This window comes from Arthrobacter sp. 2RAF6 (assembly GCF_052115205.1).
Lineage (GTDB): Bacteria > Actinomycetota > Actinomycetes > Actinomycetales > Micrococcaceae > Arthrobacter.
In genome coordinates this window covers 130,921-153,824 of the sequence record NZ_JBFRGF010000002.1, presented here as the reverse complement: position 1 = coordinate 153,824, position 22,904 = coordinate 130,921, and the positions used below count along the sequence as shown (strand labels likewise).

The 22,904-nt window shown below is 64.2% G+C and carries 21 protein-coding genes; 15 read left to right on the top strand and 6 right to left on the bottom strand.

The genetic code is table 11. The annotated features are described in order from the left end of the window. The first annotated feature begins 58 nt into the window (after window positions 1–58). Window positions 59–2,551 (top strand): bifunctional lysylphosphatidylglycerol flippase/synthetase MprF, encoded by a 2,493-nt coding sequence (locus AB4Z38_RS02200; RefSeq protein ID WP_441428265.1) that lies wholly within the window; start codon window positions 59–61, stop codon window positions 2,549–2,551. Window positions 2,552–2,624: 73 nt separating this feature from the next. On the opposite strand, the gene AB4Z38_RS02195 is transcribed toward AB4Z38_RS02200, so the two are convergent. The 3 genes from AB4Z38_RS02195 to nucS all read right to left on the bottom strand — a co-directional run bounded on the left by AB4Z38_RS02195 (window position 2,625) and on the right by nucS (window position 5,139). Beyond that, window positions 2,625–2,828 (bottom strand): cold-shock protein, encoded by a 204-nt coding sequence (locus tag AB4Z38_RS02195; protein WP_028264741.1) that lies wholly within the window; start codon window positions 2,826–2,828, stop codon window positions 2,625–2,627. A 303-nt stretch (window positions 2,829–3,131) separates the two neighbouring features. Continuing rightward, entirely contained in the window at window positions 3,132–4,379 is a 1,248-nt protein-coding gene (gene nagA, locus AB4Z38_RS02190; RefSeq protein WP_441428184.1) for an N-acetylglucosamine-6-phosphate deacetylase, read from the bottom strand. 64 nt (window positions 4,380–4,443) lie between these two features. Then, window positions 4,444–5,139 carry an endonuclease NucS gene (nucS, locus tag AB4Z38_RS02185; protein ID WP_284984681.1) on the bottom strand — a complete coding sequence of 232 codons (696 nt, stop codon included), beginning with the start codon at window positions 5,137–5,139 and terminating at the stop codon, window positions 4,444–4,446. Between the two features lie 67 nt (window positions 5,140–5,206). On the opposite strand from nucS, the gene AB4Z38_RS02180 reads away from it, so the two are divergent. Together AB4Z38_RS02180 and AB4Z38_RS02175 are read left to right on the top strand one after the other, a co-directional pair. After that, window positions 5,207–5,539, top strand: coding sequence for an ATP/GTP-binding protein (locus tag AB4Z38_RS02180; protein ID WP_284751215.1), 333 nt, complete (start codon window positions 5,207–5,209; stop codon window positions 5,537–5,539). 150 nt (window positions 5,540–5,689) lie between these two features. Beyond that, window positions 5,690–6,484, top strand: a complete 795-nt coding sequence (locus AB4Z38_RS02175; protein ID WP_441428183.1) for an alpha/beta hydrolase — start codon at window positions 5,690–5,692, stop codon at window positions 6,482–6,484. Between the two features lie 26 nt (window positions 6,485–6,510). Here AB4Z38_RS02175 and AB4Z38_RS02170 read toward each other — a convergent pair whose 3' ends face one another. Further along, window positions 6,511–7,701: an AI-2E family transporter gene (locus tag AB4Z38_RS02170; RefSeq protein WP_441428264.1), complete on the bottom strand. Its 1,191-nt coding sequence runs from the start codon at window positions 7,699–7,701 to the stop codon at window positions 6,511–6,513. A 299-nt stretch (window positions 7,702–8,000) separates the two neighbouring features. Between AB4Z38_RS02170 and AB4Z38_RS02165 the strand changes: the two genes are divergently transcribed. From AB4Z38_RS02165 to AB4Z38_RS02130, 8 genes are all read left to right on the top strand, one after another. Further along, window positions 8,001–9,818 (top strand): hypothetical protein, encoded by a 1,818-nt coding sequence (locus tag AB4Z38_RS02165; RefSeq protein WP_441428182.1) that lies wholly within the window; start codon window positions 8,001–8,003, stop codon window positions 9,816–9,818. Window positions 9,819–9,854: 36 nt separating this feature from the next. Further along, window positions 9,855–10,820 (top strand): co-chaperone YbbN, encoded by a 966-nt coding sequence (locus AB4Z38_RS02160; protein WP_441428181.1) that lies wholly within the window; start codon window positions 9,855–9,857, stop codon window positions 10,818–10,820. Then, window positions 10,820–11,923, top strand: coding sequence for an NADH:flavin oxidoreductase/NADH oxidase (locus tag AB4Z38_RS02155; protein ID WP_441428180.1), 1,104 nt, complete (start codon window positions 10,820–10,822; stop codon window positions 11,921–11,923). Before AB4Z38_RS02160 ends, AB4Z38_RS02155 begins: the two co-directional genes overlap by 1 nt. 156 nt (window positions 11,924–12,079) lie before the next feature. After that, the gene (locus tag AB4Z38_RS02150) at window positions 12,080–12,871 is read left to right on the top strand and encodes an ABC transporter ATP-binding protein (RefSeq protein ID WP_441428179.1); all 792 of its coding nucleotides are present in this window, start codon (window positions 12,080–12,082) and stop codon (window positions 12,869–12,871) included. Next, window positions 12,853–14,424, top strand: a complete 1,572-nt coding sequence (locus AB4Z38_RS02145) for a transporter (RefSeq protein ID WP_441428178.1) — start codon at window positions 12,853–12,855, stop codon at window positions 14,422–14,424. The genes AB4Z38_RS02150 and AB4Z38_RS02145 overlap by 19 nt, the downstream gene beginning before the upstream one ends. 93 nt (window positions 14,425–14,517) lie before the next feature. Further along, a complete protein-coding gene (nagB, locus tag AB4Z38_RS02140) occupies window positions 14,518–15,300 on the top strand; it encodes a glucosamine-6-phosphate deaminase (protein ID WP_441428177.1) in 783 nt (260 codons plus the stop codon). Window positions 15,301–15,336: 36 nt separating this feature from the next. After that, on the top strand, window positions 15,337–15,675 hold the full coding sequence (locus tag AB4Z38_RS02135) for a DUF3039 domain-containing protein (protein WP_284984673.1): 339 nt from the start codon (window positions 15,337–15,339) through the stop codon (window positions 15,673–15,675). Window positions 15,676–15,932: 257 nt separating this feature from the next. Further along, entirely contained in the window at window positions 15,933–17,711 is a 1,779-nt protein-coding gene (locus AB4Z38_RS02130) for a DEAD/DEAH box helicase (RefSeq protein ID WP_441428176.1), read from the top strand. Between the two features lie 25 nt (window positions 17,712–17,736). Here the strand turns inward: AB4Z38_RS02130 and AB4Z38_RS02125 are convergent, their stop codons facing one another. Both AB4Z38_RS02125 and AB4Z38_RS02120 read right to left on the bottom strand, forming a co-directional pair. Beyond that, the gene (locus tag AB4Z38_RS02125; RefSeq protein ID WP_441428175.1) at window positions 17,737–18,363 is read right to left on the bottom strand and encodes an isochorismatase family protein; all 627 of its coding nucleotides are present in this window, start codon (window positions 18,361–18,363) and stop codon (window positions 17,737–17,739) included. Continuing rightward, window positions 18,364–19,692, bottom strand: coding sequence for a nicotinate phosphoribosyltransferase (locus AB4Z38_RS02120; protein WP_441428174.1), 1,329 nt, complete (start codon window positions 19,690–19,692; stop codon window positions 18,364–18,366). Window positions 19,693–19,961: 269 nt separating this feature from the next. Between AB4Z38_RS02120 and clpS the strand changes: the two genes are divergently transcribed. From clpS to AB4Z38_RS02100, 4 genes are all read left to right on the top strand, one after another. Beyond that, the gene (clpS, locus tag AB4Z38_RS02115) at window positions 19,962–20,372 is read left to right on the top strand and encodes an ATP-dependent Clp protease adapter ClpS (protein WP_441428173.1); all 411 of its coding nucleotides are present in this window, start codon (window positions 19,962–19,964) and stop codon (window positions 20,370–20,372) included. Next, window positions 20,365–20,931 carry a DUF2017 domain-containing protein gene (locus AB4Z38_RS02110; protein ID WP_441428172.1) on the top strand — a complete coding sequence of 189 codons (567 nt, stop codon included), beginning with the start codon at window positions 20,365–20,367 and terminating at the stop codon, window positions 20,929–20,931. The genes clpS and AB4Z38_RS02110 overlap by 8 nt, the downstream gene beginning before the upstream one ends. A 104-nt stretch (window positions 20,932–21,035) precedes the next feature. After that, the gene (gene murI / locus AB4Z38_RS02105) at window positions 21,036–22,106 is read left to right on the top strand and encodes a glutamate racemase (RefSeq protein ID WP_441428171.1); all 1,071 of its coding nucleotides are present in this window, start codon (window positions 21,036–21,038) and stop codon (window positions 22,104–22,106) included. Beyond that, complete coding sequence (locus AB4Z38_RS02100; protein WP_441428170.1) at window positions 22,103–22,900, top strand: MBL fold metallo-hydrolase; 798 nt, start codon at window positions 22,103–22,105, stop codon at window positions 22,898–22,900. Before murI ends, AB4Z38_RS02100 begins: the two co-directional genes overlap by 4 nt. The last annotated feature ends 4 nt before the right edge of the window (window positions 22,901–22,904 follow it).

Below are 22,904 nucleotides of genomic sequence, written 5' to 3'. Positions count from 1 at the left end.
AGCCCAGTTGTCCAAGGACCAGGCGGCTGACCCCGGAGATGCCAAGCCCGCCCGGAAGATGGTGGCAACCCTCGCCCGCGCCATCCTAGGCAACGTTGCTGCCCATATTGGCGCCATCCCGTTCACTGTGATTGTGCTCGCGCTGTACCTTCTCACTCCGGCGATCTTCGACTCCGATCTCGGGTACGGCCCTGATGTGTTGCGGCATCTTTCGAGCGTGAGCGGTGGAGGGTTGAAGTCGGGGGACTGGTGGTCCATCTGGACCTCGATGTTTTTTGCCGCCAACCCCTTCGACTACGTCATGACCTCGTTATTGTTGGTCGTGCTTCTAGGTTCTTCAGAGCGCAAGCTGGGGTGGTTCCGCACCGCGGCCGGGTTCCTTGGCGGGCAGTTTGCCGCGGTCACCGCCTTTTTGTTGGTGGTCCAGTTGGCAGCCTACGCCGACGACGGCTGGCTGGGACGGATGATGGATGCCAGGACCTCCGGGCCCGTTCCGGCGACCCTCTTCGTCTCGATGGCGGCGAGCGGCCTTTTACCGACTCTATGGCGTCGGCGCCTGAGGGCGACGGTTGTGTCCCTGGCGCTTCTCTTGGTCCTATATGTTGGCGACCCCTCGGCTGTCATGGCCTTGACCGGTGCCGTACTCGGGCTGGGAACCGGTCTGTGGCTCCAGCTCGACCACGGCATTCAACCGAGCCACCGGGCGACCAGGCGCGAAACGCGAAACCTGCTGTCGCTCATGGTGGCGATTTTCGGCGTCGGGCCTTTAGTGGCAGGCGCGGTGCGGAGCCCTGCGGGGCCGCTGGCGTTGCTCCGCGAGATGGTCCTGAACCCCGTACCGACGCTCAACCAATTGCAGGCCAACTGCGGCGGAACGGTGGACATCAACTGCCTTCAACTTGGACGCCAGGGCTATCCCGGGCCCGCCGGCGTGGCCCTCGCGGTGGTACCCGCGTTGCTTCTCTTGATCTGCGCGGTGGGCATGCGCCAGGGAAGGCGCTTGGCCCTGAAAATCGCCATCAGCGTGCAACTCGGCGTGGTGGCGCTGTCCTTTGCCTATTTGGTGCTGTTTGCCAGCATTCCGCATTTTCCAAGAGGGGGCCGTACCGTCGTCATGGGCTCCGCGGTGTTCCACATTCTAACCCTCGCCCTGGTTCCCCTTATCCTGGCGGTTCTGCTTTTCCTGTTCAGGGGCAACTTTGTGGTGGGCTCAAGGGCGCCGCTACGCCGCAAGATGGCGTGGCTGGTTGGCGGTACATGGCTCATATTGGCGAGTGGCTACACCGGGGCCTGGCTCGGCTCGGGCGGTTTGGCGCACGACGGCGGCATCCTGGGCCTCATTGCGGAACTCGCCCGACAGTATCTTCCCTTGCCGATACCCACGGCTTTCGGCCGCGTGTTCGCAGAGCGAAGCGCCGCCGAGTCGATATTGTTCGCGTGGTCGGGGATCATCTTCTGGCTCGTGGCCATGGGCGCGGTGTGGACGCTGCTTCTCAAACGGCAGCACGGCCCCGGCGGTGACGATCCGGCCCGCTTGGCGGCCAGGGATTTGGTCAAACGCGGCGGGGAGTCCCTGTCGTGGATGGCGCTATGGGAGCCGAACAAGTTCTGGTTCACTCCCGGAATGGACGCCGGTATTGCCTACCAGCAGCATGGAAACGTCGCACTGACCCTGGCCGGTCCGTTTGGTGATCCTCCACAAGCCATTGCCGCGACCGAGGGATTCCTGGACTATTGCGCGCACCATGCATTGGTGCCGTGCCTCTATTCCTGCACTGAGGAATTGTGGCCGATGCTGCAATCCACGGGATTTCGCAGAATTGCGGTCGCCCAGGAAACCAGGCTCTCCATCCGCGACCTTGAGTTCACGGGCAAAGCGTGGCAAAACGTCCGCACGGCCAGGAACCGTGCCCTGAAGGCCGGCGTTGAAGCCCGGTGGGGACGCTATACGGACTTTCCTCAACACATACGCTCCCAACTCGGAGAAGTCTCGGAAGAGTGGGCTGCCAGGAAAAAAGTGCCTGAAATGGGCTTTACCTTGGGTTCCCTCGACGAGCTGATGGACGATGAAGTGCTTTGCTGCATAGCCGTTGACGGCAAAGGTCTTGTCTACGGGGTCACGAGCTGGCTTCCGGTGTTTCGTGACGGAAAGGTGATCAGCTGGACATTGGACTTCATGCGTCGGCGCAGCGACGCCTTCCCTGGGCTCATGGAATTCATGATTGCCTCGGCGGTCCACGAGTTGCGACAGAGAGTGGAAGTCATTTCCCTGTCGGGCTCGCCTTTGGCCGGGGAGACCGAGGAATTCTCCGGCGGGGAAGCCGGCTTGGCGGGCATTCTCGACCTCGTTGGCAGGACCTTGGAGCCTGTTTACGGATTCCGCTCGCTGGCCCGCTTCAAATCGAGGTTCCAGCCGGAGTACAGGACTTTGTATATGTACTACCAAGACAGTCTGGAGATTCCCGCGATCGGCGCCGCCCTCAGCCGGGCATATTTGCCAGGACTGTCCGTCCGGCAAACTGCAAGGCTTCTCCGCACCCTCGTTGCCTGAAAAGGAAAAGGGGTCCCGCAACCTGTGCGGAACCCCTTCCTTGAACCTGCCAGGCAGAATTCAAAGAGTCAAACTAGACGGCGGTTACGCCGGTGGCCTGCGGGCCCTTTGCGCCCTGACCGATCTCGAACTGAACACGCTGGTTCTCGTCGAGCGTGCGGAATCCGCCGGTCTGGATCTCGGAGTAGTGGACAAAGACGTCGCCTTCTGCGTCGTCCGGGGTAATGAAGCCGAAGCCCTTTTCAGCGTTGAACCACTTGACGGTGCCCAGTGCCATTTTTGTTTCTCCTCATTGTGGAACTTTTAAGTCCGGCACACCGCGTGCCGGCCTTGGTTACTCCGCGAGAAGACCTGGTTTTCCGTCCAAGCAAAGCTTGGTTGGCTTAGCAGGAGCTTCACGCTCGCAACACGTCTTGCGAGCATGAATCACACCTACACAAAGACTGCTACAACACTTTCATGGCGGATACTGGAGGTCAACGGTCTGCTGGGGAATTCCGACAAATTTTAAGTAAAAAGAAGGTAACGGAAGAAAGCGCGCCCGCCACGGGATGCGGCATTGGGAGTCTGCAAATTCGGCCTATGCGAGCCAATCCCCATTGCGCAATACACCCGCGAGTCGGAGCTCCTTGTCCACGACGACGAGATCGGCCCGCAGGCCCCGGCGAAGGCCGCCAAGTTCATCGGAGAGCCCCAGGACGGCGGCGGGAACCGCCGTCGCCGATGCAACCGCGTCGGCGAGCCCGACGCCGGCCGCAACGGTGCGCCTGACGACGTCGAGCATGGTGGCAGTGCCACCGGCGATGGATCCCGTCGCATCCAAGGTAGCCACGCCGTCCGTTACGGTCACCGGGGAGGGCCCCAGCATATAGTTTCCGTCGGAGAGTCCGGCCGCCGCCATTGAATCGGTCACGAGGACAACGTTTGCGCCGCCTACGAGCTGAAAAACGGTTGCGACGGTGCTCGGGTCAAGGTGGGTGCCGTCCGCAATCAGTTCCACGACGGCCTTGCCTTCCTGGGCCGTCCGCAGGGACGCAGCCACGGGCCCGGGGGAGCGGTGGTGCATGGGAGGCATTCCATTGAACAAGTGCGTGACAGTCGGCAAAGAGCTGACGCCGTCGAAACCAGCGGATTCCAAACCCTCCCGCGCCGCAGTGAGCGAGGCTGCCGCCGTCGCGTCGTCGCAATCCGTGTGGCCGAGAGAGGGCGTCACTCCGTGGAACGTCATCAGGTCCACGAGCGCCGCGGCGCCGGGAAGTTCGGGGGCGTAGGTCATGGTGGCGAGCTTGCCGGCAGCGGCTTCAACCAGCTCGGTCATGAGGTCCAGGTCCGGCTCCAGCAGATAGGCGGGGTTCTGGGCGCCGCAGCGGGCATGGGAGAGGAAAGGCCCCTCCAGGTGGATTCCCGCTACGAGTCCTTCATCGGCCAAGCGTACGAAAAGCTCGATGCCGCGGAGCAGATCCTCCCGTGGTGCCGTGACCATGCTGGCGAGGAGGGTGGTGGTACCGGAGCGGTGCAGGAAATCGATGGCTTTGCGAGCCGAGGATTCATCGGCCCCGGGGAAGTCGCCTCCGTTGCCGCCATGGCAGTGCACATCCACGAATCCGGGAACGATGTACCGCTCAGCAGGGAAATCGGTACGGGGAGTTTCCTCGAACCCTTCGAAGGCTGCTTCGTGGAATTCGGCGGCCGGACCGGCAAAGGCGATGCGGTCGTCCTCCACCGCTACCAGGCCGTCTTCGATCACCGCACCGTCGCTGACGATGGTTCCGGTAATCAAGTGGCGCACAGGCGCAGAAGAAGACAGAGGCCGGTCTGGGACAGTCATGCTTTGATTCTAGTTGCCGTGGCCCGCGCCTGACCCGGTCTACGCGGGATGAGGGCCGGGACGCCTAGAACAAGCGCGACTCGCTGTCGTCTACGCCGCGCATGGCGTCATAGTCCAGCGTGATGCAGTCGATTCCGCGGTCATTGGCAAGGACCTTTGCCTGCGGCTTGATCTGCTGGGCGGCGAAAATGCCCCGCACCGGGGCCAGCAGCGGATCGCGGTTGAGCAGTTCAAGGTAGCGCGTGAGTTGCTCGACGCCGTCGATGTCGCCGCGCCGCTTGAGTTCGACGGCGACTGTCCTGCCGTCGCCGTCCCGGGCGAGGATGTCCACCGGACCGATGGCAGTGAAGTACTCGCGCCGGATGAGCGAATAGCCGGCACCAAGGGTTTCGATCTGCTCGGCGAGCAGTCGCTGCAGATCGGCTTCGACGCCGTCCTTGATGAGCCCGGGGTCCGTTCCAAGGTCGTGGGACGTGTCGTGGAGTTGCTCGTAGATGTTAATGATGAGCCGGTCATCGGTCTTGGCCGACTGCACGGTCCACTGCTCCACCACGCCTTCTTCGACCTCAGTCTCCTCCGGCGTGGTCACCCGCAGGGTAGCGGGCGGGCTCATCCAGTTAAGCGGCTTGTAGGAGCCGCCGTCGGAGTGGACCAGCACGGAACCATCGGATTTGACGAGCAAAAGCCGGGTGGCAAGCGGAAGGTGGGCCTTGAGGCGGCCAACGTAATCTACGGAACAACGGGCTATGACGAGTCGCACCCGCTCCACTTTACTTCCTCGGCAGCTTCCTGCCGCGCGCAACTAGCGACTGGGGCAGAATGGAGTCATGCCCCGCTCCAACCGCCCCCGACGCACCGAATCAGCCAAGGCAAGCTGGAAACGGACAGGCGAGTCGCCGGAACTGGATCTGGAACGTGCCCGTTCGGGCATTGCCCGCAGGGAAAGCGCCCCCGACGGCGACTGGATGGTCCGGACCATGACCGCACGCAATGCCGAGAAGACCTATATATGTCCCGGTTGTTCGATGGCCATCATGCCCGGAATCGCCCACTTGGTGGTGTGGTCCGAGACGCACCTCTTCGGCGATGCCGCGGGGTTGGCGGAACGCCGCCACTGGCACAACAACTGCTGGACAGGCCGAACCTACAGGTACCGCTAAGCATTAGAGATGGCCCGCTGAATCTCCCTACCTTTGGCCGGGGTGGCGCCTCGGAATACCTGGAAAGACAACGAATCCGGACAGCGCGAACGGCCAAAAGCGGGGATTCCACGACGACGGCCCCGCCGCCGAGCACTTAAGCTTGGAAACATGAGTTTCGATCCTGCTTCCCTCGTTTTCAGCCAGCCGGAGTCTGCCACGGACATCAGGGCATCAACCGTATTGCCGGCGCACCGCGAAAACGTGGAGTTCCTCACCGAAGACGGCAAGTTGCTTGTGGGTGAGCTGGCGCTGCCGGAGTCCGGAGAGATCTCGGCCACGCTTATTACGCTGCACCCCTTGCCTACGCACGGCGGATTCATGGATTCGCACGTCTACCGGAAGGCGTCCTATCGGCTTCCGGCGCTGGCCGGCCTCGCGGTTCTGCGCTTCAATACGCGGGGAACGCATTCGCCTCGGGGTACCAGCCAGGGGAAGTTCGACGAAGGAATCGGTGAGCGGTACGACGTCGAGGCTGCTGTTCGCTTCGCGGTTGAACGCGGGCTTCCTCATCGCTGGCTGGTTGGCTGGTCCTTCGGCACCGAGCTGGCCTTGATGTACGGTGCCGTTGAGCCGGTGGCTTCCCAAGTGGAGGGAGCCATCCTGCTGTCTCCGCCGCTGCACCGGGCGACGGACGTGCACTTGAAGGAATGGGCTGCTTCGGGAAAGCCGCTGACAGTCCTGGTTCCGGAACACGACGACTATCTTCAGCCCGCCGAGGCCGCCGAACGATTCAGCTTGGTGCCGCAGGCCCGGGTCTTGGGGATCGACGGAGCCAAGCACCTATGGGTCGGCGAGAAGTACGCGGCCCGGGTCTTGGACGAGATCGTGGACGACGTGACGGAAGCCGGTGCCGGGCCCGATGGCCTGCCGCGCCACTGGACAGGCCCAGTGGCGACGGCCTAATGGCCCCCGTTCTAAATGGTTACGGCCTAGTGGCGGTCCTGGCGGACGATGAAGACTTCCTTGATCAGCAGCATGATGGCTGCCGCCGTCGGGATGGCGATCAAGGCGCCGAGCACGCCCAGTAGGCTGCCGCCCGCGATCACGGAGATCACGGCAACAGCACCTGGAACGGCAACGGCCTTCTGCATGATGCGCGGGGAGATGAAGTAAGCCTCGAACTGCAGATAGGCGAAGTAGCAGATTGCGTAGATCACGGCGGTCTGCCAGCCGGCGGTCAGGGCTACCAGGATGACCACCACAGCGGCAATCATTCCGCCCACCAAGGGGATGAACGCAAGCAGGGCAACCACGAAAGCCAGCAGGACGCTGAACGGAATTCCCAGGATGCTCATGACGATGAACGCGAACAACGCGTTGAGCAAGGCAACACAAACCTGGCCGATCACATAGTTGCCCACCGAGCGTGTGATCTCCTCGGACAGCGCCTCCACCCGGGGCCTGCGTGACCGCGGTGCGAGCCGGTATCCCCATCTCTTCATGGCAGGCAGGGCACCGAGGAAGTACAGGCTGAGGACCAGGACGATCAGCGTCCCGAAGACCCCGTTGGCCACCGTGGATCCGAAACCGACGACGCCGCCGAAAATACCGCCCATGGCGTCGGGGTTCTTGACGAACTTGTCGAGCTCCTGGCTGATCTTGTCGCGCACGCCGAATTGGCTGTCGAGGGAGCGGAAGAAATCCGAATCCACGAAGCCCCGGATCCAGTCCGGAGCCTGCCGCACGATCTGCGAGACCTGTTCCACGATGGTGGGGATAAGGGTGGCGAAAAACGCCGCTACTCCGGCAACGAGGACTCCGACGGCGATGACGACGCCGGCAGGGCGCGGCACCTTGCGGTCTTCGAGCCAGCGGACCACGGGGTCCAGTCCCAGGGCGATGAACAGGGCCGTAACTATCCACAACAGCAGTTGGACGGTATTGGTGCCGATGTAATACAGCATGAGGGCGACGCCGACGCCGGCCGTGCCCATGAAGCCGACATACAGCGGATGTTGCGCGGACATCCTCGGGCCGGGGGAACCGAAGCGTGGACCGTCGGATTCATCCTCGGCGGGCTCGGTTGTTGCATCGTGCTCAAGTTCGGGAGGCATTTCGAAGCGGACCCGTGGTTGGGCGCCGGGAATGGGCTGGCGGAGGCGGCGTACGAAGGGCGCCATCAGGCCCTCGCCGTGATCCCTGCCGTCCCGGCCAGACCCATCGGCCAAGCCATCCGGGCCGGTCCCCGGTCCTTGTCCGGCGGGGGTGGGATCCTTGCGCTCTTTCACGTGCTTCAGCTGCCTTTTCGTTCCGCGGTCAGGCTCCAGGAGTGCCCGATGTCATGTTGTTCGCCACACTATCAGCAGGCCGGAATTGGCGAATTCTAGAGGGTGAGCCGTGCCGCGGGAAGCCCTTCGGGAGGGCCCCGAACTGACTCCTTGGTAACAAAACCGTTACCCTTGAAGTTCAACGACCGCTGATGATTGGTATTCCTGTGCGATTGAAGACTGCAGTTTCGCTGGTGCTGCTTGGCCTGCTGACACTGTTGGCCGGCATTGGCCAGCTGACCTTTTGGGCCCCGGCCGAGACCGTAACCGCTTCCGCCCCCGGCGACTCCAAAGCCGCTCCGCTGACCGTGATCACCCAAGACGTGTTGACCCACAAGGGTGGTCCCAGACAAATCAGCATCAAGGGCGACGGCAAGTTCGTGTTGGCTGTCGGACGTCCCGACGACGTCGATGCGTGGGTTGGCAAGACCGCGCACAACAGCATCACCGGCGTCTCCGAGGACGGCAAGTCCCTCCAGGTCGCCGGCACCGACGGCGAAGCAAGCGCTCCGTCGCCTGCCGGATCGGACCTGTGGGTGCAAACCGAGAACGCCAACGGACAGCTGGACTACACCTTTACCCCTCCCGCGAGTGGCAACTGGTCCCTCCTCCTGGCTAGCGACGGAACCAAGCCGGCGCCGTCGTCGGTCGCCATAACGTTCGCCAATGATGCCACCATGCCGTGGGCCGTCCCGCTCATTGTGATTGGCGCGATCCTCATCGCGGCGGGTGCGGCGTTGCCGTTCGTCAGCAAGTTCACCAGGGGCCGGGGCACGGGCTCCCGCCCGAACGGTCCACAGGGCGGCGGGAACACGGAAACCGACCCGGAGGCCGTCGGCGAAGGCACCGCCAAGGAGGCCAACAAGGACATCGCCGGCGAAGACGCACCCGCCGAGGACACCAAAAAGGGCACAGGCGGTGGACCCGCACTTCGTATTTCGCTTGTAGCCGCAGCTGTTGTGACGGCCCTCGTCGGTGGCACCGCGGCAGGCGCCCAAGCGGCCGAGACTCCTTCTCCCTCCGGATCCGCGACTTCTCCGACTGGATCCGCGACGGCGAGCCCTGCGGGGACCGCCGGTGCGCAGACCGCCCCGGACTTGGTGGACGCGCAGCTCAAGCGCATCCTGGACCAGGTCGCCGGCGCAGTTGCGGCTGGAGATGCTGCACGTGACGCCTCCAAGCTTGCCCCCAGGGTTGACGGCACGGAACTTCAGGTGCGTACGCAGAACTACAAGATCCGCTCCCAGGTTGCCACGCACGAGGCGCGGATGCCCGTCCGGTCCAGCAAATTGCTGGGCAGCGTCATCTCCACCCAGCGGACCTGGCCACGCACAGTGATCGCCTTGACCCAGGGCGATGGCAACGTAGTTCCCCAGGTCCTGACTCTCGTGCAGGCCTCGCCGCGGGAGAACTACAAGCTGAAGAGCACGTCCCCGCTGCAGCCCGGAACGTCCTTCCCGGCGATCCCCTTGGGCGGAACCGCGCAGATGGCGGCCGGAGACAAGTCCGGGCTGCAGTACAGCGGGACCGAAGCGATGGCCGCCCTGGGCGATCGCTTGACCAAGGCGGATTCGGCGTTCAAGGACAAGCTCGTGGAAGGCACCAATTCGCCCTACATCGCCGATGTCCTGGACTACCAGGCGAGTACCGTCAAGTCCGGCACCAACGGCAATTTCACCTTCACGCACACGCCCTCTCCGGCGGACACAGCGGTGTTCCGGACCTCCGACGGCGGCGCCGTGGTGGTGGGAAAGCTGGACTTCGCTTTCACCAGCAAGCCCAAGGCCGACGGTGACACCATCGGCGTGGAGAAAGCTGCAGCAGTGCTTGCGGGCGGGGATTCAACGAAAGTGGGCCTCGTGCAGACCTTCGCGGAGTCGGTGGCCATTTACGTTCCGCCGGCAGGCTCCACTGCTCCCATGAAGCTCGTTGCCGCGGTCCGCGGCCTGGTGGGAGCCAGCTTCCAGTAGGCAAATGCTGTTGGCGCAGCGGCTAGAGTGGACGGTATGAGTTCGCCAGGATCCCGTCCCGTCTCTCCAGCCGCTGCCAGCCAGCTCAACCTGCGCGGCGCCGTCGACCTCTCTGCATTGCGGCGCCCTGCGCCGGCGGTACCGAGCGGTGTCCCGGCTGCCTCTAGTGGAAGCTCCGGAAGCAGCCAGCCACTTCGCGTAGATGCCACCGAGGCCAATTTCCAGGACCTCGTCCAGCTGTCCGCCCAGATTCCCGTGCTCTTCCTTCTGTGGTCCAACCGCTCCTTGGAGGCCTCGACCCTCCTCCACAGCCTCGAAGGGGTGGTTGAAGGCTACGCGGGCAAAGTCGTGCTGGCCGCAGCGGATGTTGATGCGTTCCCGCAGCTTGCGCAGGCATTCCAGGTCCAGGCCATCCCCACCGCCGTCGCCGTGTTGAAGGGCCAGCCCGTGCCGCTCTTCGAGGGGCCCGCTTCGGACCAGGAAATCCGCAGCCTCATCGATGAACTCCTCAAGGTGGCTGAAGCCAACGGAGTAACGGGCAGTATCGGCGCGGGCGCCGCTGGCGCGGAGGCCCGTCCTTTGCCGCCGCTGCACCAGGCAGCCTTCGATGCCATTGAAGCCGGAGACTACGCCGCTGCGGCCACGGCCTACCGCCAGGCGCTGGCCGAGAAACCGGCTGATGCCGAGGCGAAGGCCGGACTCGCCCAAGTGGAACTGATGGGCAGGCTCGAGCTCCTGACGGCAACGGAAGCCGAAGCCATGCGTCAGCGGGCGGCGGAGGAGCCGGACAACATCGACGTACAGCTCACGGTGGCCGACCTCGACATCTCGGGTGGGCACATCGAGGACGCGTTCAACCGCATCATCGCATTCATCGGCCGCAACTTCGGTCCCGAGCGTGAGACGGCGCGTGTGCGCCTGCTGGAACTGTTCGACGTCGTCGGCATTTCGGACCCACGAGTGGCCAAGGCCCGGCAAGGTCTGGCGCGGGTCCTCTTCTAATGACGCAGCCGGCGTTGTTCAGCCCGCTTCAATTGCGTTCTTTGACGTTGCCGCATCGTGGCTGGGTTTCCCCGATGTGCCAGTACAGCTGCTCGCCCGACGGCGGGGGCGGCGTACCCAACGATTGGCACCTGGTGCATCTTGGAGCGTTTGCCACGGGCGGCGCAGCCCTCATGCTCACGGAGGCGGCGGCCGTCAGCCCCGAGGGGCGGATCAGCCCGCGGGACGCCGGACTGTACACGGACGAGCAGGCCGCCGCTTGGGAGCGGATTGTGGACTTCGTCCACCGCAACAGTGCCGTGGGCGGCAAGATCGGCGTCCAGTTGGCGCACGCCGGCCGCAAGGCTTCCACTTACTGGCCCTTCGCTGAAGAGAGCGGATCCGTAGCGGAGTCCGACGGCGGGTGGGTTGCACGAGGTCCGGGTAACGAGGCGTTTTCCGGGCTTGCACGGCCTCTTGCCTTGAGCGAAGCGGACATCCACGCCGTGATTTCGGATTTCGCGGCGGCAGCCACACGGGCCGTGGATGCCGGGTTCGACACTGTGGAGATCCACGGCGCGCATGGCTACCTTCTGCACGAATTCCAAAGCCCCCTGATCAACAAGCGCGACGATTCGTGGGGAGGCAGCGAGGCCGGCCGAAACCGCTTGATGCTTGAGGTCATCGATGCCGTCCGTGCTGTCATCCCTGATTCGATGCCGTTGTTGCTAAGGATTTCCGCCAGTGATTGGGCCGAGGGTGGCGTAGACATTGACGCCTCTGTGCGCCTCGCGCGGGCGGCGGCCGAGCACGGCGTGGACTTGGTGGACGTCTCCAGCGGTGGCGCTGTGGCCCATCAGCGGATCAAGGCGGGTCCTGGATACCAGACGGGATTCTCGGAACAGATCCGGCGCGAAGCAGGGGTTCCCACCGGGGCAGTCGGCTTCCTGACATCCCCAGGACAGGCCGAACACACGGTGGCCACGGGCCAAGCCGACGGCGTATTCATGGCACGGGCAGCCCTCCGCGATCCGCACTGGTGGCTTCGTGCGGCTTTTGAACTCGGCTTCCCCTTGGATTGGGCACCGCAGTATCAGCGCGCGGTTCCGCGGCACAGCTTCTAGGCGTGGGCCCACGCCGCCAGGGTTCCCTGGCCGAGCTTGCGAGGCTAGGGTGGCGGTGGGGACTAGTCCTTTGGGATGAGGTGGCTCCGGAAAACGGCTCAGTAGTTCCCCCTCCGGGACGACCCCCGGAAGCGTCCCCGGGGCTAGGCTGGCTGCATGACTGTCCAGCTTCCCGGTTCTCCTCCTAGCTCCCCGGTGCCTGCCTTGGCCCTGCGCGGACTTGCGAAACGCTTCGGCGGCAAGATCGCCGTCGACGGCATCAGCCTGGATGTGCCGGCCGGCTCCTTCTACGGGGTCGTTGGTCCCAACGGGGCGGGTAAGACGACGACGTTGTCCATGGCCACCGGGCTCCTGCGGCCGGATTTCGGGACGGCGTACATCCACGGCGTGGACGTCTGGGCGAAACCGCTTGAAGCCAAGAAGCTGATGGGGATTTTGCCCGACGGAGTCCGCCTCTTCGACCGCTTGACGGGTGAACAGCTGGTCACCTACGCCGGCTTGCTTCGGGGCATGGACAGGGACGTTGTTGCCCACAGAGTGGGAGAGCTGATGGCCGCGCTCGACCTGAGCGGCGACGCCGGCACCCTCGTGGTGGACTACTCCGCTGGCATGACAAAGAAGATTGCCCTCGCCTCGGCGCTCATCCATGCGCCCAGGCTGCTGGTGCTGGACGAGCCCTTTGAGTCCGTGGATCCTGTGTCGGCCGCCAACATCCGGGGAATTCTTGACAACTACGTGGGCTCGGGAGGGACGGTCATCGTCTCAAGCCACGTCATGGACCTCGTCCAGCGCATGTGCGACCACGTGGCCGTTGTGGCTGCAGGCAGGGTCCTCGCCGCCGGAACCGTAGATGCGGTCCGCGACGGCGCCACGCTCGAGGACCGTTTTGTGCAGCTGGTGGGCGGCGGAAACCAGTCGGGGGGCTTGGAATGGTTGCGCACCTTCTGAGCCTGAAGTGGCGGCTCCTGCTGAACGGCTTCCGACGCAGCCCGGGCCAGCTTGTGGGAATCGCGATCGGTGGGCTCTATGCGCTGGGAGTCGTCGCGACCCTCGTGGGGACGCTCATCGCCCTGCGGTGGGGCGACCCCGAGACGGCGCATACCGCCGTCGTCCTCGGTGGTGCCGCCGCGATCCTGGCCTGGGCTGTGGTGCCCCTGATGGCCTCGGCCGCGGACATGACCCTCGACCCTTCCCGCTTCACGACGTCGGCGATCCCCATGCGCCAACTGCTGACCGGGCTTGCCCTCGCCGGATTCATCGGAGTGCCCGGGCTGTCCACGATGCTCGTGGCGCTATTCACCGCGGCAACATGGTGGCGAAGCGTGCCGGCGGTGCTCGGAGCCCTGCTGGGTGCCGTGCTGGGCTTGCTGAGCTGCGTGGTCCTGTCGAAAGTGACCACGACGGCGACGGCCAGCCTCGCAGCGTCCCGCCGTTTCAAGGACGTGAGCAGCATTGTGGTCTTTGTGCCACTCGTGCTGATGGGACCGATCGTAGCCAGCGTCTTCAGGGGAGTGTCAGGTTCCACCGGCTATCTCCCCGAACTTGCCCGGACGGTCTCCTGGACTCCGCTCGGAGCTTCCTGGTCTCTTGGCGGCGACCTGGCGTCCGGAGATGTTGGTGCCGCCGGCCTGAAGGCCCTGATCGCCCTCTCCACTCTCCTCGTGTTGTTTGCCGCCTGGAATGCCCTGCTCAAACGGGCGCTGGTCACTCCGCCATATTCCGGTGGGTCGGGAAAGCGCGGCGGGAAACTTGGCTTGTTCGGACTGCTGCCGGCAAATCCCACGGGGGCCATTGCCGCACGCTCCCTCAGCTACTGGATCCGCGATCCGCGCTACGCGGCCTCGCTGATCGTGGTCCCGCTGTTGCCCGTGATCTTCCTGTTCCAGTCCGGGCAGTCCGGAAGCTACTCCATGCTGGTGATCCTGGGGCCAATGGCTGCCTTCGTCCTCGCGTGGTCCATTGCCGCGGATGTTTCCTACGACAACACCGCATTTGCCTTGCATCTGGCCACCGGGGTCCGCGGCATCCACGACCGGCTCGGCAGGGCCTTGGCCTGCCTGGTATTCGCCCTCCCGGTGGTGTTGATCTTCGCCGTCGGGCCCTTTTTCCTGACGGGAGAATGGGGCTGGTTGCCCGGTGTCCTGGGTCTTTCCCTGGGGGTGCTATTCACAGGCCTGGGCCTGGCCTCCATCGTGTCGGCGCGGTACACGTCCAGCGTCCCGTTGCCCGGTGACAGCCCGTTCAAGAAGCCGCCGGGAAACGTTGCCCAGACGCTGGCGGTCCAGTTCGGGGGAATGGCGGTGCTTTTCCTCCTGGTCCTTCCTGAACTTGTCCTGGTGATTGTCCAGTCGATCACAGGCGATCCGCTGTGGGGATGGATCAACCTGGCAATTGGTACGGTTCTTGGGGTGGGCTTGTTCGTGTCGGGTGTCCGGATCGGCGGACGCTGGCTTGACCGGCGCGGGCCGGAGCTCTTCGCGCAATTGACCGTTAATCGTTGATTCCATGAGCAACAATGACAAGTTATGGGACATGGGATAACCTCGAGTTTGAATCAGTCGATCCGGGAAACACAGCTAGAAAGGTCGTGGACGATGGAAGTTGTCATCCTTCCGGGAAGCAAGCAGATCGGGGCGCTTGCCGCGGATGCCATCGAGGCGCTGCTCCTTCGAAAGCCGAACGCCGTCCTGGGCCTTGCCACAGGGTCCTCTCCGCTCCCTGTCTATGACGAACTGGCGCGCCGCCACCAGGAACGAGGCCTCGACTTCAGCCAGGCACACGCTTTCGCCCTTGATGAATACGTCGGGCTCGAACCCGGGCACCCGGAGTCGTACCGCGAAGTCATCCGCCGTGAATTCACGGACCGGGTCAATATCGACCCCGCCAATGTCCACAGCCCTGACGGTACCGCGGCCGACCTTCCTGCGGCCTGCCAAGCGTACGAGGACTCCATGCGGGCACTCGGCGGCGTTGACCTGCAGATCCTTGGCGTGGGGACGGATGGGCACATCGGTTTCAACGAGCCAGGCTCATCGCTCGCTTCGCGGACCCGGATCAAGACGCTGATCGAGCAGACCCGCAAGGACAACGCGCGGTTCTTCAAGAGCATCGACGACGTTCCGCACCACGTGGTGACCCAGGGACTGGGAACCATCATGGATGCCCGGCACGTGGTCCTGATTGCCACGGGGGCCCAGAAAGCCCAGGCGGTGAAGGACTTCGTCGAGGGGCCGGTGGCAGCCATCTGCGCGGCATCGGTGCTGCAGATGCACCAGCACGCCACCATCCTGATCGATGAGGCTGCGGCGTCCTCGCTCAAGCTCGCCGACTACTATCGCCACACCTATGACAACAAGCCGAAATGGCAGAGCATCTGACGCGTTGCATCTGATCGCGAAGCATCAGCGGCTAAGATGGATGGCATGACGACGCTGCCTCCGGACCCATTCGAAAACGATCCCATGCGCGAGCTTTCCGGAGCCGGAACTTCCACTGCAACCATTGAGCGCGAGGAAGTGCGCCAGGAAGTGGAACCCGGTGACCGGGAGCGTTTCTCGCACTATGTCCGCAAGGAAAAGATCATGGAGTCCGCCCTGACAGGCGAACCCGTGATTGCCCTGTGCGGCAAAGTGTGGACCCCTGGCCGGGACCCGCAGAAGTTCCCGGTCTGCCCCGAGTGCAAAGAAATCTATGAAGGACTTCGCCCCGGTAACGACGGCGGAGACAAAGGCGGCTCGGGCAACTCCAAGTAGCGAGTAAGCCCCAGTAGTCGGGTAATTCCTGGTATTAGGCGGGGGAGCGATTTCCCCTGCCTGTTTGCTGCCCTGCGTGATTCGGCGCATCCGGAACAGATTGGTGTTTTTGTGGTTATTTGGGTTTCGCTGGCTGCAGCGGCCTTGCTTGGAATCGTTGCTGCGTCGCGCAGCAGCCTGTATGGAGCTGTGCCTGGCGGCGTGGCCCCCGGCTTGATTGCCGCGAGTCAGGCGGACGCCAGTCGAGGGGAAGCCGCGTGACTGAAACACTCTTCGGCGGCCCTGCGCTGCCCCCCGCGTATCCGGAACGCGCAGCCTGGGGAACCGCCCCGAAGCTGCGCGCCTGGCAGCAGGAAGCGCTGGACCTGTACCTGAACGCCAGCCCGCGCGATTTTCTCGCCGTGGCAACGCCAGGCGCAGGCAAGACCACCTTCGCCCTGCGGATTGCGTCAATGCTCCTTGACAGTGGAAGCGTGAACCGCGTGACGATCGTCGCTCCTACCGACCACCTGAAACGGCAGTGGGCGGACGCCGCGGCCAGGGTGGGCATTGCCATCGATCCGAACTTCAAGAATTCCGACGGCCAGCACGGCAGGGGCTTCGTCGGCGTCGCGGTGACCTATGCGCAGGTGGCCAGCAAGCCCATGCTCCACCGGGCCAAGACCGAGGCCGCACGCACGCTGGTCATCCTCGACGAAATCCACCACGGTGGCGAAGCGTTGTCCTGGGGCGACGGATTGCGCGAGGCCTTCGATCCTGCTGCGCGGCGCCTGGCCCTGACGGGCACGCCTTTCCGTTCCGATACCTCTCCCATCCCTTTTGTCGAATACGCCGAAGACCGCGACGGCATCCGCCGTTCGAAGGCGGACTACACCTACGGTTACGGCAATGCCTTGAGGGACCACGTTGTCCGTCCCGTGCTGTTCATGGCGTATTCGGGCCAGATGCGTTGGCGGACCAGCGCGGGCGACGAAATGGCGGCTTCCCTCGGCGAGGCTGCTGTGACGAAGGACATCACCTCCCAGGCATGGCGTACCGCGCTGAACCCGGGCGGCGAATGGATCCCCGCCGTTCTTGCTGCCGCCGACAAGCGCCTCAGTGAGGTGCGGCGTACCGTGCCCGACGCCGGTGGCCTGGTGATTGCGACGGATCACGACGACGCCCGCGCCTATGCCGGTCAGCTCAAGAAGATCACGGGCCAGTCGCCCACGGTGATCTTGTCCGATGATTCCAAGGCTTCGCACAAAATCGAGGAGTTCACCGCGAGCGACAAGCGCTGGATGGTGGCCGTCCGCATGGTGTCCGAAGGCGTTGACGTCCCCAGGCTTTCAGTCGGCGTCTACGCGACGTCCACGTCCACGCCGCTGTTCTTCGCCCAAGCCGTGGGCCGCTTCGTCCGTGCCCGCAGACGTGGGGAAACGGCGTCGGTCTTTTTGCCGTCCGTGCCGCCCCTCATGGCCCTGGCCAACTCCATGGAAGCCGAGCGGGACCACGCGCTGGACCGGCCAGAGAAGGAAGACGCGGACGGCCTCTTCAACCCCGAAGAGAGCCTGATGGCCGAGGCCAACCGCGAAGAGAAGGCCTCGGACTCCCTGGAGAAGGGCAAATTCGAGGCCCTCGATTCCCAGGCATCCTTTGACAGGGTGCTGTTCGACGGTGGCGAATTCGGCACGGGAGCCGATATCGGCTCCGAGGACGAACTTGATTTCCTCGGGATCCCCGGGCTGCTCGACGCCGAACAAGTGGGAACGTTGCTCCGGCAGCGGCAGCATGATCAGCAGTCGAGGAAGAAGCGCCAATCTCCGTTGGCTGCCGCCGCGTCACCCGCGGTTCCGGATCACCGCATGCTGATGGACCTGCGCAATGAGCTCGCAAAGAACGTCGCGGCCTGGTCGGCGCGCACCGGTACCCCGCACGGCGTCGTCCACAACAAGTTGCGTGAGGTGTGTGGCGGTCCGGCAGTCGCGCAGGCAAACGAGGAGCAATTGCAGTCGCGGCTGCGCAAGCTCCAGGATTGGTTCATCGGACGGAAGTAGCTCTGCTTCGCAGGGCTCCCGGTCCTTAGCTCTGACCCAGTTCGACGCCGTTTTCTTCCATTTCCGCGTAGGTCTGGTCAAGATCCTCCGCGATTCCGGCGGTGAGTTCACCGATAACGGTCACGGCGTAGCCCGCCTGCACGGCATCCAGTGCGGTGGCCTTGACGCAGTAGTCCGTAGCGATGCCCACTACCACCACTTCCTCAACTCCGTGGCTCTGCAGCCAGTCGTCGAGGCCGAGGGCGTCCTCGTCCAGCTCGACGGAGGGGACGGCACCGGGCGCGAGTTCGCCCATGGGAACTTCGTCTTCGGGTGCCAGGACTCCTTCGAACCCTGAATAGGCCGCGGTGTACTGCCCCTTGCGGAAGTAGGCCTGGATGTACTCGGCGTCGAGATCCGGGTGGAGTTCGGCGCCTTTGCTCCCGGCGCGGCAATGAGGTGGCCAACTGTCCACGAGGTCCGGTGTTTCCGAAAAATGGCTGCCCGGGTCCACGTGCCAGTCCTGCGTGGCCACGACGTGGTCGAAGTGCTGGTGGTTCGCGTCAAGGTATTCGCTGATGGCGGCAGCCGTGGCGGCGCCACCTTCCACTGCGAGGGACCCGCCCTCGCAGAAATCGTTCTGGACGTCGACGATAATCAGGGCACGGGACATTCAGTCCTCCTCGTAGACGGTGGGGATAGCTGGCTCGCCGCGCTGCAGCCTCCGGACTACCGGGGGGAGTTCTGCCATGGTCGCAGTATGGCGCTCCTGTGCCCGGACCACGCCCTCGTGTCCCGTCCATCCCGGGAGCAGTTCGCCATTCTTGATGAACTGCTGGAGCAGCGGGCGGTCGTTGCCGTCGTCTTCCGGCCGGTGTCCGATGCCCACGATCTCCTGGGTGGCGATGCCGAGTTCGTTGAGTTTACGAAGGGCGTATTTGCGGCCGCCCACGCTGGCCTTGTTTTTGGCAACCTTGGCCACGGGAACGAATTCCCCGGCATCGTTGGTCCGGCTGACCAGCTTGTAGACCATGCTGGCCGTCGGGGCTCCCGATCCCGTGACGAGGGAGGTACCTACGCCGTAAACATCCACAGGCGCCGATTGCAGGGCTGCGATGGCATATTCATCGAGATCCGAGGTGACGACGATCCGGGTGTTGGTGTTGCCGAGGTTGTCCAGCAGCTCACGGACCCATTGGGCTTGGGCCACGAGGTCGCCGGAGTCGAGGCGGACTGCCCCGAGTTTGTCACCCGCGAGTTCCACCGCTGTCCGTACCCCGACCTCGACGTCGTACGTGTCCACCAGAAGCGTCGTCCCCGGTCCGAAGGCGGCGATCTGCGCTTCGAAGGCCTCGCGCTCGGTATCGTGCAGGAGCGTGAACGAGTGGGCGGCCGTGCCCACGGTCTTGATGCCGTAACGGCGGCCGGCCTCAAGGTTGGAGGTACTGCCAAAACCGGCGATGACCGCGGCGCGGGCTGCCGCCGTCGCGGATTCCTCCTGAGTGCGTCGGGAGCCCATCTCGATGCACGGCCGGTTGCCGGCCGCGCTGGTCATCCGGGAGGCAGCCGAAGCAATCGCGGTGTCATGGTTGAGCACGGACAGGATGTACGTTTCCAGGATGCACGCTTCCGCGAACGTGGATTCGACGATCAGGATGGGGGAGCCGGGGAAGTAGGCCTCGCCCTCCGGATAGCCCCAGATGTCGCCGGAAAACCTGTAGTCGGCGAGGAAGTCCAGTGTCTGCCTGTCAACTACTTTGTGCTGATCGAGGAACGCGAGCTCGGCGTTTCCGAAACGGAAGTCCTTGATTCCCTCAAGCAGCCGGCCGGTGCCGGCGACGATGCCGTAGCGGCGCCCGTCGGGCAGGCGGCGGGCGAAGGCCTCAAAGACGGAGCGCCGGTGCGCCGCGCCCGAATGGAGGGCGGCTTCCAGCATGGTCAGCTCATAGTGATCGGTGTACAACGACGTGCGGGGGTGGTCCCAGGCGACGGATCTACTCACGAATTCACTCTAGTCCCCACCGGCTCCCAGGTCTCGCTTCGCTCGACCCGGGCCCCTCGCCGGCGTGGGCCCATCCACCGGCTCCCAGGTCTCGCTTCGCTCGACCCGGGCCCCTCGCCGGCGTGGGCCCATCCACCGGCTCCCAGGTCTCGCTCCGCTCGACCCGGGCCCCTCGCCAGTGTGGGCCACCCACTGGCTCCCAGGTCTCGCTCCGCTCGACCCGGGTCCCTCGCCAGTGTGGGCCCGTCCACCACCATTAGAATGGACAGATGACCACTACCGTCGGCCCCGGCACAGCCCCCGGCATCTATACAGCCACCTGCACCGTGACAGACGCAGGCTTAAAGGGAGAGGAACGGACGGATGTCTCGGAGCAGTCGTCCACCGACGTCCTCAGCGCTGCTGACATCCCTTGGAACCTGGTTGTCTGGAACGATCCCGTCAATCTCATGAGCTATGTGAGCTATGTGTTCCAGAGCTACTTCGGCTATTCCGAGGCCAAATCCAACAAACTCATGCTCGAGGTCCACAAGAAGGGCCGTTCCATCGTGGCGTACGGTGGCAAGGAACAAGTGGAGCAGCACGCGGTTGCCATGCACGGCTTCGGCTTGTGGGCAACGGTTGAAAAGGCAAGCAGCAGCGGCGACGGCCGGGGACGCAAGGGCGGCGCACGTGGCTAAGGCTTTCAAGTACGGACTCAAAGGCATCGCCGGCTACCTTGAGCCCGCCGAGCGCGAACTCCTGCGCGGACTCCTGGACGATGTCATTTCAATGCTGGAACCGCAGCTGTCCAGCAACGAAGATCCCCTGACGGCCTTGATCGGCCTGGATATGAACGTCAAGGAACCGTCCGATCGCGCCCTGTTGCGGCTCTTGCCGAACGTCATGAAGAACGACGACGCCGCGTCCCTCGAGTTCCGCCAGCTCACCGAGCGTTCGCTGCGGGAAGGAAAAATCGGCGCGCTTCGGGCAGCCGCGATGGGGCTGGACCGAAACGAGCTCGTCCTCACCCCGGAAGAGGCGAAACTCTGGTCCATGGCCCTCAACGATGTTCGTCTGGTGCTGGCGGAGCGCCTCGATATCCGCGACGAAGCGGATGCTGACCACGTCCACGCCATGCAGGACTGGTCCCAGGCCGAAGACGTAGAGAGCTATCTGGCGCTCGTCTACAACTTCACTACTTGGCTCCAGGAATCGTTGGTCCAGGCCATGATGGCCTCGATGGACCGGAAGCCCTGAGTGGAATTGGCGGGGCTTTTGGCCGTCCGTGTGACAAAACAGACACGAGGCCCCCGCCACATGTCATGGCTGCAGCACATGCCTTGGCTTATTCTCTAAGAATCATGAACTCAGCATCGGACCCGGTATCGGATGGGGAGAGCGCCGCAGCGGCGCCTGAATCCCAGTGCAAGCCGGAAACACTGAACAGCAAAGCACACAACCCCTTGCTGGGATCACGCCCCATCGGTGTCTTCGATTCCGGAGTCGGCGGACTCACCGTGGCACGGTCCATCATTGACCAGTTGCCCAACGAGTCAATCATCTACGTAGGGGACACTGCCAACGGACCGTACGGGCCGCTCCCCATCGCCGAAGTCCGTGCCAATGCCCTCGGCGTCATGGACGAACTCGTGGACTCCGGCGTAAAACTCCTGACCATCGCCTGCAACTCTGCCTCGGCCGCAGTCTTGCGCGATGCCCGCGAACGCTATACGGCCCGCTACGGGATTCCCGTCATCGAGGTGATCCAGCCAGCAGTCCGCCGGGCGGTGTCCGCCACGAGATCCGGCCGGATCGGCGTCATCGGGACATCGGCCACGGTGGGTTCCCGCGCTTACGAAGACACCTTCGCCGCTGCCCCGGACCTGAGCATCACCTCGGTGGCCTGTCCGGAATTTGTGAGTTTCGTGGAGGCCGGCATCACCACCGGTCCCGAGCTGCTGGCTGCGGCCCACGAATACCTGGAACCGCTCAGGGATGCCGGTGTGGATACCGTCGTGCTGGGTTGCACGCACTATCCCTTGCTCACCGGTGTGATCTCCTTCGTCATGGGGGAAGACGTCACTCTTGTGTCGAGCGCCGAGGAGACTGCCAAGGACGTTTACCGCGCCTTGGCCACCCACGGGATCCAGCGCACCGATCCCGGCCTGCCCCGGCACGACTTCATGGCCACCGGCGACGCCGTGCAGTTCGAAACCCTGGCGCGCCGTTTCCTCGGCCCGGAGGTCCTCTCCGTGCGCCACGTGGACCATGTAGCCGCCCAGTACCCGACCGGAAGCCTCGCGCGTATCACCCCGGAAATGTTGGAAGCCGCCCGCGCGGGAGGCCATCATGCGAGGACGTCCAATTTCGTTGACCCTGCAGTGTTCACCGTGAACGAATTCGGCGCGGCCCGCGGGGGCCGCATCCAGTGAAACTGACCATTGTTGGCTGCACGGGTTCCTTCCCCGGTCCCGGCTCTCCGGCGTCGTGCTATCTGCTGACCGCGCACGATGGCGAACGCCAGTGGAAGATCGTCATGGACCTCGGCAGCGGTGCCCTCGGGGCCATCCAGCGCTACACGGACCTCGAAGATATCGACGCCATCTTCCTGACCCACTTGCACCCCGACCATTGCATGGACCTTTGCGGACTGCACGTGGCTGTCCGCTGGAAGCCGGGCGGCTGGGGACGGGACAGGATCCCCGTCTGGGGTCCCGCCGCGACAGCCGACCGCATGGCCACTGCCTACGGCTTGGACCTGGACCCCGGAATGCACGAGGAATTCGACTTCAGCAACTGGAGCGAACGCAAATCCGTGCAGCTCGGACCGTTCACCGTGACGCCGTATGCCGTGAACCACCCGGTGGAAGAGGCCTACGCCTTGCGCGTCGAGGTCACCGAGCCGGACAAAGAAGGCAAAGCGGTGAGCAGGATCCTCACGTACTCGGGAGACACCGACTCGTGCCAGGGCCTTGAGGACGCCGCCCGAAACGCCGATCTCTTCCTGTGCGAGGCCGCCTTTGAAGAAGGGCGCGACGATGACATCAAGGATGTGCACTTGACCGGCAAGCGCGCGGGCCAGGCAGCGACAGCCGCCGGAGCCCGGCGCCTCCTGCTGACCCACATCCCGGTCTGGACATCGCAGACCAAAGTCATGGCGGAGGCGCGGCCCGAGTTCGCCGGCGATGTCGCCGTCGCGGTTGCCGGAGTCCACTACACTGTCTGAACCC